General features: G+C 64.2%; 13 protein-coding genes. All 13 read left to right on the top strand.

What is annotated here, in order from left to right:
• Positions 1-89, top strand: an 89-nt coding sequence (locus FFS27_RS33630; RefSeq protein WP_240465213.1) for a hypothetical protein, incomplete at its 5' end; no start/stop codon positions are given.
• Positions 90-164: 75 nt separating this feature from the next.
• Positions 165-1,535, top strand: a complete 1,371-nt coding sequence (gene purB / locus FFS27_RS17335) for an adenylosuccinate lyase (protein WP_003090442.1) — start codon at positions 165-167, stop codon at positions 1,533-1,535.
• A 59-nt stretch (positions 1,536-1,594) separates the two neighbouring features.
• Positions 1,595-2,764 carry a ribosomal protein uL16 3-hydroxylase gene (locus tag FFS27_RS17330; protein WP_003090443.1) on the top strand — a complete coding sequence of 390 codons (1,170 nt, stop codon included), beginning with the start codon at positions 1,595-1,597 and terminating at the stop codon, positions 2,762-2,764.
• On the top strand, positions 2,757-3,182 hold the full coding sequence (locus FFS27_RS17325) for a GNAT family N-acetyltransferase (RefSeq protein WP_003090444.1): 426 nt from the start codon (positions 2,757-2,759) through the stop codon (positions 3,180-3,182). Before FFS27_RS17330 ends, FFS27_RS17325 begins: the two co-directional genes overlap by 8 nt.
• 6 nt (positions 3,183-3,188) lie before the next feature.
• On the top strand, positions 3,189-3,809 hold the full coding sequence (locus FFS27_RS17320) for a DUF7931 domain-containing protein (protein ID WP_003143819.1): 621 nt from the start codon (positions 3,189-3,191) through the stop codon (positions 3,807-3,809).
• Complete coding sequence (locus FFS27_RS17315) at positions 3,806-4,627, top strand: secretin N-terminal domain-containing protein (protein ID WP_003090446.1); 822 nt, start codon at positions 3,806-3,808, stop codon at positions 4,625-4,627. The genes FFS27_RS17320 and FFS27_RS17315 overlap by 4 nt, the downstream gene beginning before the upstream one ends.
• 594 nt (positions 4,628-5,221) lie before the next feature.
• Complete coding sequence (locus FFS27_RS17305; RefSeq protein WP_003090447.1) at positions 5,222-6,817, top strand: isocitrate lyase; 1,596 nt, start codon at positions 5,222-5,224, stop codon at positions 6,815-6,817.
• Positions 6,818-6,995: 178 nt separating this feature from the next.
• Entirely contained in the window at positions 6,996-9,014 is a 2,019-nt protein-coding gene (locus FFS27_RS17300; protein WP_023091676.1) for a PhoX family protein, read from the top strand.
• A 78-nt stretch (positions 9,015-9,092) separates the two neighbouring features.
• Positions 9,093-9,647: a DUF4442 domain-containing protein gene (locus tag FFS27_RS17295; RefSeq protein ID WP_003119967.1), complete on the top strand. Its 555-nt coding sequence runs from the start codon at positions 9,093-9,095 to the stop codon at positions 9,645-9,647.
• Positions 9,648-10,246: 599 nt separating this feature from the next.
• Positions 10,247-10,660: an NADH-quinone oxidoreductase subunit A gene (locus tag FFS27_RS17290; protein WP_003090452.1), complete on the top strand. Its 414-nt coding sequence runs from the start codon at positions 10,247-10,249 to the stop codon at positions 10,658-10,660.
• A gap of 10 nt (positions 10,661-10,670) precedes the next feature.
• A complete protein-coding gene (locus FFS27_RS17285; protein ID WP_003090455.1) occupies positions 10,671-11,348 on the top strand; it encodes a NuoB/complex I 20 kDa subunit family protein in 678 nt (225 codons plus the stop codon).
• 80 nt (positions 11,349-11,428) lie between these two features.
• Entirely contained in the window at positions 11,429-13,210 is a 1,782-nt protein-coding gene (gene nuoC, locus FFS27_RS17280; RefSeq protein ID WP_003090458.1) for an NADH-quinone oxidoreductase subunit C/D, read from the top strand.
• A 1-nt stretch (position 13,211) separates the two neighbouring features.
• Positions 13,212-13,505, top strand: a 294-nt coding sequence (nuoE, locus tag FFS27_RS17275) for an NADH-quinone oxidoreductase subunit NuoE (RefSeq protein ID WP_124175163.1), incomplete at its 3' end; no start/stop codon positions are given.

The following is a 13,505-nucleotide window of genomic DNA, read 5'->3' as shown; positions in this document are numbered from 1 at the left end:
GCCACACGTCGCTGCTCGGCGCCGCCCTGATCTTCGCCGCCAGCCTGATCCCCCTGCTGGGCAACCGCCCCGCCGAAAGGCCCCGCTGAATGCCCCACCGGGGCGCACCTTTCATGTATGATATGCGCCCCTTTTTCGTTGACTTCCAGCCACGAGAACGTCTCATGCAGCTTTCCTCGCTCACCGCGGTATCCCCCGTCGATGGCCGCTATGCCGGCAAAACCAGCAGCCTGCGTCCGATCTTCAGCGAATACGGCCTGATCCGTTTCCGCGTCATGGTGGAAGTCCGCTGGCTGCAGCGCCTCGCCGCCCACGCCGGGATTCCCGAGGTCGCGCCGTTCTCCGCCGAAGCCAACGCCCTGCTCGACAGCCTGGCCAGCGACTTCCAGCTGGAACACGCCGAACGCATCAAGGAAATCGAGCGCACCACCAACCACGACGTGAAAGCCGTGGAGTACCTGCTCAAGGAACAGGCCGCCAAGCTCCCGGAGCTGGCCGCGGTCAGCGAGTTCATCCACTTCGCCTGCACCTCCGAGGACATCAACAACCTGTCCCACGCCCTGATGCTCCGCGAGGGTCGCGACAGCGTGCTGCTGCCGCTGATGCGCCAGATCGCCGAGGCCATCCGCGAACTGGCGGTGAAATTCGCCGACGTGCCGATGCTCTCCCGCACCCACGGCCAGCCCGCCTCGCCGACCACCCTGGGCAAGGAACTGGCCAACGTCGTCTACCGCCTGGAGCGGCAGATCAAGCAGGTCGCCGGCATCGAGTTGCTGGGCAAGATCAACGGCGCCGTGGGCAACTACAACGCCCACCTGTCCGCCTATCCCGAAGTCGACTGGGAAGCCAACGCCCGCCAGTTCATCGAAGGCGACCTCGGCCTGACCTTCAACCCCTACACCACCCAGATCGAGCCGCACGACTACATCGCCGAGCTGTTCGATGCGATCGCCCGCTTCAACACCATCCTCATCGACTTCGACCGCGACGTCTGGGGCTACATCTCCCTCGGCTATTTCAAGCAGAAGACCGTGGCCGGCGAGATCGGCTCCTCGACCATGCCGCACAAGGTCAACCCGATCGACTTCGAGAACTCCGAGGGCAACCTCGGCATCGCCAACGCGCTGTTCCAGCACCTGGCCAGCAAGCTGCCGATCTCGCGCTGGCAGCGCGACCTGACCGACTCCACCGTGCTGCGCAACCTCGGTGTCGGCATCGCCCACAGCGTCATCGCCTACGAGGCCAGCCTGAAGGGCATCGGCAAGCTGGAGCTGAACGCCCAGCGCATCGCCGAGGACCTGGACGCCTGCTGGGAAGTCCTCGCCGAGCCGGTGCAGACCGTGATGCGTCGCTATGGTGTGGAAAACCCCTACGAGAAGCTGAAGGAACTGACCCGCGGCAAAGGCATCAGCGCCGAAGCCTTGCAGACTTTCATCGAAGAGCTGGCGATTCCCGCCGAGGCCAAGGTCGAGCTGAAGAAGCTGACCCCGGCCGGCTACGTCGGCAATGCCGCCGCCCAGGCCAAGCGCATCTGAGCACGCAACCCTTTTGCACGCCCGGCTGCGCCGGGCGTTTTTGTTTCAAGGACTTAACCATGAATGCTGATACTCCCCTGCAACTTCTGGGCGGACTGACCGCTGCCGAATTCCTCCGCGACTACTGGCAGCGCAAACCGCTGCTGGTCCGCCAGGCGATCCCGGACTTCGAAAGCCCGCTGTCCGCCGACGAGCTGGCCGGGCTGTCGCTGGAGGAGTCGGTGGAATCGCGCATCGTCCTCGAACACGGGAAAACCCCGTGGGAAATGCGCCGTGGCCCGTTCCAGGAGGAGGACTACCAGCACCTGCCGGAACAGGACTGGACCCTGCTGGTGCAGGCGGTCGACCAGTTCGTCCCGGAAGTCGCCCAACTGCTGGAGCAATTCCGCTTCCTGCCCAGCTGGCGGATCGACGACGTGATGATCAGCTACGCCGCTCCCGGCGGCGGCGTCGGTCCGCACTTCGACAACTACGACGTATTCCTGCTTCAGGGCCACGGACGCCGGCGCTGGAAAGTCGGACAGATGTGCAGCAGCGACAGCCCGCTGCGCGAGCACGCCGACCTACGCATCCTCGCCGACTTCGAACAGAGCGACGAGTGGGTCCTGGAGCCCGGCGACATGCTCTACCTGCCCCCGCGCCTCGCCCACTACGGCATTGCCGAAGACGAGTGCATGACCTACTCGATCGGCTTCCGCGCGCCCAGCGCCGCCGAAGTGCTGACCCATTTCACCGACTTCCTCGGCCAGTTCCTCTCCGACGAGGAGCGCTACACCGATGCCGGCCTGCAACCGGTAGGCGACGATCCGCACCAGATCCAGCGCGACGCTCTGGAGCGCCTGCAGGGCCTGATCCAGGAGCACATGAGCGACGAGCGCCTGCTGCTGACCTGGTTCGGCCAGTTCATGACCGAGCCGCGCTATCCTGAACTGGTTGCCGGCGAGGATATCCCCGAAGAGGAGCTATTCGGCGCCCTCGAGGATGGCGCGCTGCTGGTGCGCAACCCCAGCGCCCGCCTGGCCTGGAGCGAGATCGACATCGGCCTGGTGCTGTTCGCCAGCGGCCAGAGCGTACTCCTGCCCGGCCAACTCAAGGAACTGCTGAAGCTGGTCTGCTCGGCCGATGCGTTGCATCTGGAAAACCTCGGCCAATGGCTGGCCGACGACGATGCGCGTAAGCTGTTGGCGGAGTTGGTCAAACAGGGCAGTTTGGAGTTTGCAGATGAATAAGATCCGCGTACGCGTAGCCGACTGGCAGAAGGACAATGCCGAGCTGCGCCGCATCCGCGAAGCGGTCTTCATTGCCGAACAGTCGGTTCCGCCGGAACTGGAGTGGGACGCCGAAGACGACGAAGCCGTGCATTTTCTCGCCTATGAAGGCGAATACGCGATCGGCACCGCGCGCCTGCTGGGCGACGGGCACATCGGCAGGGTCTCGGTACTCAAGGACTGGCGCGGCCTGAAGGTCGGCGACGCGCTGATGCGCGCGGCCATCGAGGAAGCCGAGCGACGCGGCCTGAAGCGTCAGTTGCTGACCGCGCAGGTCTACGCCATTCCCTTCTACGAGCGACTGGGCTTCAAGGTCGATAGCGGCGAATTCCTCGATGCCGGCCTGCCCCATGTCGACATGGTTCGCGACAGCGACTGAGGCCCGATGAGCGACACCCCGGAGACCTCGCCGGCCGACCTGCCGGCCATCGAATTCAGCTCTCCGGGGCGCTTTGCGGTACGCAACCCGGCAAGCGCCGCACTACCCGCGGAACGCTGGGAACCAGCGCCATTCCGCCTCGGCGAACATGAGCCGCTGGAGCGCTTCGAGCATCCGCAGGAAGCCCGCGCCCATGCCCTGGCCCTCCTGCAGCAGGCCCGCCGCTCGCTCTGCCTGCACAGTCCCGACCTGGAAAGCTGGCTCTATCACCACAGCAGCATCCAGGAAGCCTGCACCCGTTTCCTCCTGGCCAATCCACGCAATCGCCTGCGTATCCTCGTTGGCGACAGCGCCCAGGCCGTGCGCAACGGCCACCGCCTGATCAGCCTTTCGCGCCGCCTGTCGAGCAACTGCCTGATCCGCCGGCTCAACCCGGACTACCCTAAAGAGGACGACGCCTTCCTCCTGGCCGACGACCAGGGCCTGCTACTGCGCCCGAAACCGGCGCAACCGGCGGGCTACGCCTGCTACCGTGCCGCCGGGCGGGTGCGTCAACTCCAGGCCCGCTTCGAGCAGGCCTGGGACACCAGCCTTTCCGACCCGGACCTGCGGAGCTTCCTCCTGTGACCCTGTTGCGCACCACCCTGCTCTCCTCGCTGCTGGCGACGGTCGTTCTCGGCGCCTCGGCCGCCCCGCGCACCGAAGTGATCCCGCTCAACTACCGCACCGCCGACGACGTGATGGCGGTGGCCCAGTCGGTCATCGGCAGCGAAGGCAAGGTCACCGCCTATGGCAACCAGCTGATCGTCAATGCCGAGCCGGCGAAGATCCGCGAGTTGCAATCGGTCCTGCAGCAGATCGACTCGCGCCCGCATCGCCTGCTGATCACCGTGGATACCAGCGAGAACCTGCAACAGGACAGCCGCGGCTATTCGGTGGATGGTTCGGCCAGCGCCGGCAACATCGAGATCCAGAGCGGCCGCGGCGAGGTCAACGGCAAGGATCGCGTCCGCATCATCCGTCGCTCCACCGACAGCCGTTCCGGCGGCAGCCAGCAGGTCCAGGCCACCGAGGGCTACCCGGCGCTGATCCAGGTCGGCCAGAGCGTCCCCATCACCAGCACCGCCACCGGTCCCTACGGGCAGATCTACAGCCAGACCGAATACCGCAACGTCAACCGCGGCTTCTACGTCACCGCGACGCTGACCGGCAATCTGGTGCACGTCACCATCAGCTCCAGCAATGACCGCCTCAGCCAGAGCCATCCCGGCGTCATCGATACCCAGAGCACCGACACCCGGGTCAGCGGCAAGCTCGGCGAGTGGATCACCCTGGGCGGCGTCAGCGAACAGAACCAGGCCGACCAGCGCGGCTTCGTGCGTCGCTACTCGACCCAGGGACGCGACGACACCAGCCTGCGCCTGAAAGTCGAAACCCTCGACTGACCGACGGCGCTCTTTCCAGCGCGAATTGCCTCCCGCTCCGGCAAAGCCGCGGGGCGCGGGCTCTTGCGGGCATTTTCGATGCAAACGGAAACATCTCGACCAGACAAGACCATCCGGTCACTCTTAGACCTTCGTGTAGTAGTCTTGAAAAAACACTACAAAACGTTTGACGACGGATTTTTTCCAGAGCATGATGGCCCCGCTCCCGCTAATCAGGGGCTCTGAAACGACGAGCTCCCGGTGCCTGCGCCGATACGCCCTCGGCCTCCACCGTGTTGATCTGCCCACAAGGCGGCTTGACGAGATTGCGACTGGAACGAAGTTGTCCTGAGGGACGGGGAAGCGTTTACGTATCAGCCAGATCGAAAGACTCGACAGCGAGTCGCCCACCGGCAACCACGAGCCGAACGGCACTTGAGCCAGTCGAGAAGCACGGTCCGCGAACTGTTCGTCTCCACCCCCTCCTCGGCGTCATTCTTCGCCACGGTCATTCTCTCGCCATGCAGCGGTGAGCCACCCGCAAGACAACCTTCACCAGCAGGTTTTGAGTGGGTCAGTCGGTGCTCAACCAATACATTTCTTGAAGGATTGACCATGTCCGCATATCAGAACGAGATCAAGGCAGTTGCCGCGCTGAAAGAGAAGAACGGCAGCAGCTGGAGCGCGATCAACCCCGAGTACGCAGCTCGCATGCGTATCCAGAACCGCTTCAAGACCGGCCTGGATATCGCCAAGTACACCGCGGCCATCATGCGCAAGGACATGGCCGAATACGATGCGGACTCCTCCGTCTACACCCAGTCGCTGGGTTGCTGGCACGGCTTCATCGGGCAGCAGAAGCTGATCTCGATCAAGAAGCACCTGAAGACCACCAACAAGCGCTACCTCTACCTGTCCGGTTGGATGGTCGCCGCGCTGCGCTCCGACTTCGGCCCGCTGCCGGACCAGTCCATGCACGAGAAAACCGCGGTTTCCGGCCTGATCGAAGAGCTGTACACCTTCCTGCGCCAGGCTGACGCCCGCGAGCTGGACCTGCTGTTCACCGGCCTGGACGCTGCCCGCGCCGCTGGCGACAAGGCCAAGGAAGCCGAGCTGCTGGCCCAGATCGACAACTTCGAAACCCACGTGGTGCCGATCATCGCCGACATCGACGCCGGCTTCGGCAACGCCGAGGCGACCTACCTGCTGGCCAAGAAGATGATCGAAGCCGGCGCCTGCTGCATCCAGATCGAAAACCAGGTGTCCGACGAGAAGCAGTGCGGCCACCAGGACGGCAAGGTCACCGTTCCGCACATCGACTTCCTCGCCAAGATCAATGCCGTACGCTACGCCTTCCTCGAGCTGGGCGTGGACGATGGCGTGATCGTCGCCCGTACCGACTCCCTGGGCGCCGGCCTGACCAAGCAGATCGCCGTGACCAACGAGCCGGGCGACCTGGGCGACCTGTACAACTCCTTCCTGGATTGCGAAGAGATCTCCGAGGCCGAGCTGGGCAACGGCGACGTCGTGATCAAGCGCGAAGGCAAGCTGCTGCGTCCGAAGCGCCTGGCTTCCAACCTGTTCCAGTTCCGCAAGGGCACCGGCGAAGATCGCTGCGTCCTGGACTGCATCACCTCGCTGCAGAACGGCGCCGACCTGCTCTGGATCGAAACCGAGAAGCCGCACGTCGGCCAGATCAAGGCAATGGTCGATCGCATCCGCGAAGTGATTCCGAACGCCAAGCTGGTCTACAACAACAGCCCGTCCTTCAACTGGACCCTGAACTTCCGCCAGCAGGTGTTCGATGCGTTCGTCGCCGAAGGCAAGGACGTTTCCGCCTACGACCGCAACAAGCTGATGAGCGTCGAGTACGACGACACCGAGCTGGCCAAGGTCGCCGACGAGAAGATCCGCACCTTCCAGCGCGATGGCTCGGCCCACGCCGGCATCTTCCACCACCTGATCACCCTGCCGACCTACCACACCGCCGCGCTGTCCACCGACAACCTGGCCAAGGGCTACTTCGCCGACGAAGGCATGCTGGCCTACGTGAAGGGCGTGCAGCGCCAGGAACTGCGCCAGGGCATCGCCTGCGTCAAGCACCAGAACATGGCGGGCTCCGACATCGGCGACAACCATAAAGAGTACTTCGCTGGCGAAGCCGCTCTGAAGGCCAGCGGCAAAGACAACACCATGAACCAGTTCCACTAAGGAACAGGGGCCAGCCGGGCAGCCACGATCTGCCCGGCCCGCCTCGCGAAAACCCCGGCTCCGGCCGGGGTTTTTCATTTCCGGATCATGGCAAAAGGCCTCGAGTGCCTGTCATCGTCCCGTCGCTTTCAGCGGTTAGCGTCAATGCTCCGTCGATCAGCCCACAAGGAGCACGTCCGTGAGCCTGGAGAAAAAAGATGCCATCCTGTTCGGTGATGGCGACGAGTTGCCCAGCAACCATTCGAACAACCCGCACATGAACGACCTGATCGCCGGCCTCGGCCGCCGCCAGGTCCTGGCCGGCGGCGCGGCGCTCGGCGCCCTCGCCTTCCTCGGCGTCGCGCTCCCCGCCAGCGCCGCTCCCGCCGAAGCGCAGGCGCCCGCCGCGGAAGGCCTGCGCGGCTTGCCTTTCAAACGCCGCAACCGCTTACCCTTCGAAGCCCTCGCCAGCGGCCGCGCCGATACCATCCGGGTGCCCGCCGGCTACAAGGCGACGCCCTTCATACCCTGGGGCACCCCGATCAGCGGCAGTTATCCGGGATTCCTCGACGACGCCAGCAACAGCGCCCAGGACCAGGCCGAACAGATCGGCATGCACCACGACGGCATGCACTTCTTCCCGATCGACGCGCAGTTCGGCTTCGGCGGCGGACACATCAGCAACCATGGCCTGCTGGTGCTCAACCATGAATACATCGACGCGCCGCTGCTGCACACCAATGGCCCGACCGTGGTCGATGGCAAGCGCACCGTCGCCGATGAAGTGCGCAAGGAAATCAACGCCCATGGCGTTTCCGTCGTGGAGATCCGTCGCAACGTGCGTGGCGAGTGGAATGTCGTACCGTCGCAACGCAATCGGCGGATCACCGCCGCCACGCCGATGCGTATCGCCGGCCCGGCGCGCGGCCACGAACTGCTGCGCACCCGCCACAGTCCGGACGGCACCCGCACCCGCGGCACCCACAACAACTGTTCCAACGGTTTCACCCCCTGGGGCACCTACCTCACCTGCGAGGAGAACTGGGTCGGCTATTTCTCCACCCAGGACAGCGAACTGCCGCGCGAACTGACCCGCTACGGCATTCGCAACACCAGCCGTTTCGGCTGGGAGACCCTGGCGGGCGACGAGTTCGAGCGCTTCGACGCCACCCGCAAGGGCAAACAGGCCCAGGACGACTACCGCAACGAACCGAACAACTTCGGCTGGATCGTCGAGATCGACCCGTTCGACCCACAATCGGTACCGGTCAAGCGCACCGCTCTCGGCCGCTTCGCCCACGAAGGCCTGGTCTTCGCCCCGGTCAAGCCGGGCCGCCAGGTAGTCTGCTACTCTGGCGACGACTCGCAGAACGAGTACATCTACAAGTACGTCAGCCGCGACAAGTTCCGTCCGGGTCGCAGCAACGCTCGCCTGCTCGACGAAGGCACCCTCTACGTCGCCCGCTTCAACGCCGATGGCAGTGGCCAGTGGCTGCCGCTGGACATCGCCGACGGCAACTTCCGCGCGGCCTGTCGCAAGGCCGGGGTGAGCTTCGCCGACCAGGGCGAAGTGCTGATCAACACCCGCCTGGCCGCCGATGTCCTCGGCGCGACCAAGATGGATCGCCCGGAGTGGGGCGCGGTCAACCCGGACAACGGTGACGTCTACTTCACCCTCACCAACAACACGTCGCGCACCGTCGCCGACGCGGCCAACCCACGGGTGAAGAACGCCTACGGCCATATCATCCGCTGGCGCGAACGCAGCCGCGACTATGCCGGCCAACGCTTCACCTGGGACCTGTTCATGCTCGCCGGTCCCGGCGAAGACAGCCGCGGCCCGGACGGCAAGCCGCTGAACCAGGACAATATCCTGGCCAGCCCCGACGGCCTCTGGTTCGACCCGGAAGGCCGCCTGTGGATCCAGACCGACATGAGCGGCAGCCAGTTGAGCAGCGGCCCGTTCGGCAACAACCAGATGCTGGTGGCCGACCCGCGCACCGGCGAACTGAAGCGCTTCCTCACCGGTCCGCTGGGTTGCGAGGTGACCGGCATTGCCGCGACGCCGGACTTCCGTACGCTGTTCATCAACATCCAGCACCCGGGGGAAGGCTCGACCGCCGATAACCTCCTCAGCACCTGGCCGGACGGGCCGGGCCGCCGGCCACGCTCGGCCACCGTGGTGATCACCCGCGAAGACGGCCGACGCCTGCTCTGACGCGCCACGACGACCTGCGTTGGCCGGAATGCCGGCGCAGGTCGCCGCTACAGCCGTGGGCAAGCCCGGGCAAAGCGGGTGGAATGCAGGCTCCCCTCTCTATGGAAGGACGCCAGCATGCCCAAGCGCAATCGTCTCAGCCGCGCCGTCGGCGCCATCAACCTCCTCCCCCGCCGCCTGCGCAGCCGCAGCCTGACGCTGCTGCTGGGCTCCCAGGTGCGCTTCGCCGGTACGGCGAGGGTGCGCATCCATGAACTGGGGCAGGAGCGCGCCATCCTCAGCCTGAAGAACCGTCGACCGGTGCAGAACCACATAAAAGGTATCCATGCCGCAGCGATGGCCTTGCTCGCCGAGTCGGCCAGCGGCTTCCTGGTCGGAATGAACGTACCGGACGACAAGCTGCCGCTGATCAAGACCATGAAGATCGACTATCTCAAGCGCGCCCAGGGCGACCTGACCGCCATCGCGACGCTGGAGGCCGGACAGATCGAGCAGATCCGGCAACAGGACAAGGGCGAGGTCCGCGTGGCGGTGCTGGTCAGCGACGAGAACGGCAACCAGCCGATCGCCTGCGAGATGGTCTGGGCCTGGGTCGGCAAGAAACCCCGGGACGCTACCGCAGCCCCTAGGTAGCGCACCTCCAGAGCGACTACATCTGCGCTGCGAAGCGAACCGCCGCAAACCTTGCCCAGCGCCTTCGCATCCGTCACGAAGAACCGCGGGCGCAGCCCCACGCGGCGCCACAGCCGGGTTGCCATGGTGCGGAAAGAAGAAAAACCGCCATGCGCCCGGCCCGGAAAATATTCCCGGTTTAATGCAATAACGGATTGATCGCGAGTAATTACCAATAAAAGGGTAAACAATAGTAACGCGGCGAAGAATATATGTAGCGAAGTTATACGGATGCGACATTGCAAACGATATTCATTATCGTTTGAGGTCTTGCAAAGAGCCCTCCCCCACGCTTCGCGGCAATACGACCAAAAGCCAGCCAGGCCGCGCCATTTCTCGCAGAGACAGCATTCACGAGGCTTTCGGGGATTAACCAAAGCGCTGGAAAAAGCAGAGAAGCGTCTGTTTGTGTTAGAAAAATTTACTTGTCCGGCGCTTTGGGCATAAAATCGGAAAGATACATACAACCCTTAGCTCACTACGCAGCGGGTTGCACAAGAAGTCGGGCATTGCGCCCAGAACCCACGATCTTATATATCCGGTACAGAAGGAGTATCAGCATGCCAAACCCAGCTGAACTTGCAGCTCATCACTGGGGATTCGCTGCCTTCCTTCTAGGGGTCGTTGGCCTTCTCGCCTTCATGCTAGGGGTTTCGTCCCTGCTTGGCAGCAAGGCATTTGGTCGCAGCAAGAACGAACCCTTCGAATCCGGGATCGTCCCCACCGGAGGCGCACGCCTGCGTCTCTCGGCAAAATTCTATCTGGTCGCGATGCTCTTCGTGATCTTCGACGTCGAAGCCCTCTTCCTCTTCGCCTGGTCGGTGTCGGTTCGCGAAAGCGGCTGGGCCGGCCTGATCGAGGCAACCATTTTCATAGCAATTCTGTTGGCGGGTCTTGTCTATCTTTGGCGGATCGGTGCGCTCGATTGGGCTCCCGAAAGCCGTCGCAAGCGGCAGGCGAAGCTAAAACAATGAGGCTTTGGCGATGCAATACAAACTTACCCGGATCGATCCCGATGCGGCCAACGACCAATACCCGATAGGCGAACGGGAAACCGTAGCCGACCCGCTGGTCGAGGGCCAGGTTCACAAGAACATCTTCATGGGCAAGCTCGAGGATGTGCTGAACTCCACCGTCAACTGGGGTCGCAAGAACTCGCTCTGGCCCTATAACTTCGGGCTGTCGTGCTGCTACGTGGAGATGACCACCGCCTTCACCGCGCCGCACGATATCGCCCGCTTCGGCGCCGAAGTGATCCGGGCGTCGCCGCGCCAGGCCGACTTCATGGTCATCGCCGGCACCTGCTTCATCAAGATGGCCCCGGTCATCCAGCGCCTCTACGAGCAGATGCTCGAACCCAAGTGGGTCATCTCCATGGGCTCGTGCGCCAATTCCGGCGGCATGTACGACATCTATTCGGTGGTCCAGGGGGTCGACAAGTTCCTCCCCGTGGACGTCTACATCCCCGGCTGCCCGCCCCGTCCGGAGGCGTTCCTGCAAGGCCTGATGCTGCTGCAGGAATCCATCGGCCAGGAGCGCCGCCCGTTGTCCTGGGTCGTTGGCGACCAGGGGGTCTACCGCGCCGAAATGCCGGCCCAGAAAGACCTGAAACGCGAGCAGCGCATCCAGGTGACCAACCTGCGCAGCCCCGACGAAGTGTGATCCGGAACTCCCGGCCAGCCCCGCTGGCCGGCCGAGACCAGCCGCGTTCACCCCACCGTTGACCGAAAGCGACCGAGACCATGACTGCAGACTCCGCTCTGTACATCCCGCCTTACAAGGCAGACGACCAGGATATCGTCGTCGAACTGAATTCCCGCTTTGGCGCCGAGACCTTCACCGTCCAGCCCACCCGTACCGGCATGCCGGTGCTCTGGGTCCCGCGCGAAAGACTGATCGAAGTCCTGACCTTCCTCCGTCAGGTACCCAAGCCCTACGTGATGCTCTACGACCTGCACGGCGTCGACGAGCGGCTGCGCACCCATCGCCGCGGCCTGCCGAGCGCCGACTTCAGCGTGTTCTACCACCTGATGTCGCTGGAGCGTAATAGTGACGTGATGATCAAGGTCGCCTTGTCCGAGCGCGACCTCAACCTGCCCACCGCCACCCGTATCTGGCCCAACGCCAACTGGTACGAGCGCGAAGTGTGGGACATGTACGGCATCACCTTCACCGGCCACCCGCACCTGACCCGCATGCTGATGCCGCCGACCTGGCAGGGCCATCCGCTGCGCAAGGACTACCCGGCGCGCGCCACCGAGTTCGATCCCTACTCCCTGTCCGCCGCCAAGCAGGACCTGGAGCAGGAGGCCCTGCGCTTCAAGCCGGAAGACTGGGGCATGAAGCGCCACGGCGAGAACGAGGACTACATGTTCCTCAACCTCGGCCCGAACCACCCGTCCGCCCACGGCGCGTTCCGCATCATCCTGCAACTGGACGGCGAGGAGATCATCGACTGCGTCCCGGAGATCGGCTACCACCACCGCGGCGCCGAGAAGATGGCCGAGCGCCAGTCCTGGCACAGTTTCATCCCCTACACCGACCGCATCGACTACCTCGGCGGGGTGATGAACAACCTGCCCTACGTACTCTCGGTGGAGAAGCTCGCCGGGATCAAGGTGCCGCAGCGGGTCGACGTGATCCGGATCATGATGGCGGAGTTCTTCCGTATCCTGAACCACCTGCTGTACCTGGGCACCTATATCCAGGACGTCGGCGCCATGACCCCGGTGTTCTTCACCTTCACCGACCGCCAGCGCGCCTACAAGGTGGTCGAGGCCATCACCGGCTTCCGCCTGCACCCGGCCTGGTACCGCATCGGCGGCGTCGCCCACGACCTGCCGCGCGGCTGGGACAAGCTGGTCCGCGAGTTCCTCGACTGGATGCCCAAGCGCCTCGACGAGTACGAGACCGCGGCCCTGAAGAACAGCATCCTGCGCGGCCGGACCATCGGCGTCGCCCAGTACAACACCAAGGAAGCCCTCGAGTGGGGCACCACCGGCGCCGGCCTGCGCGCCACCGGTTGCGACTTCGACCTGCGCAAGGCCCGCCCCTACTCCGGCTACGAGAACTTCGAGTTCGAGGTACCGCTGGCCCACAACGGCGACGCCTACGACCGCTGCATGGTCAAGATGGGCGAGATGCGCCAGAGCCTGCGGATCATCGAACAGTGCCTGAAGAACATGCCGGAAGGCCCGTACAAGGCCGACCATCCGCTGACCACGCCGCCGCCGAAAGAACGCACGCTGCAACACATCGAAACCCTGATCACCCACTTCCTGCAGGTTTCCTGGGGCCCGGTCATGCCGGCCAACGAAGCCTTCCAGATGATCGAGGCGACCAAGGGTATCAACAGCTACTACCTGACCAGCGACGGCAGCACCATGAGCTACCGCACGCGTATCCGGACGCCCAGCTTCGCGCACCTGCAACAGATCCCCTCGGTGATCAACGGCAGCATGATCGCGGATCTGATCGCCTACCTGGGTAGCATCGATTTCGTTATGGCTGACGTGGACCGCTGACATGAGCCAGAGCAACCTGATTCAGACCGACCGTTTCGTCCTCAGCGAAACCGAGCGCTCGTCCATCGAGCATGAAATGCATCACTACGAGGACCCGCGCGCGGCGTCCATCGAAGCCCTGAAGATCGTCCAGAAGCAGCGCGGCTGGGTGCCGGACGGCGCCATCCCGGCGATCGGCGAGGTGCTGGGGATCCCGGCCAGCGACGTCGAAGGCGTCGCCACCTTCTATAGTCAGATATTCCGCCAGCCGGTGGGCCGCCACATCATCCGCGTCTGCGACAGCATGGTCTGCTAC

The sequence above is a fragment of the Pseudomonas sp. 2VD genome, assembly GCF_005503585.1.
Classification (GTDB): domain Bacteria; phylum Pseudomonadota; class Gammaproteobacteria; order Pseudomonadales; family Pseudomonadaceae; genus Pseudomonas; species Pseudomonas aeruginosa.
The sequence above is the reverse complement of the archived record's forward strand: the minus strand, read 5'-3'. Positions and strand labels throughout refer to the sequence as shown.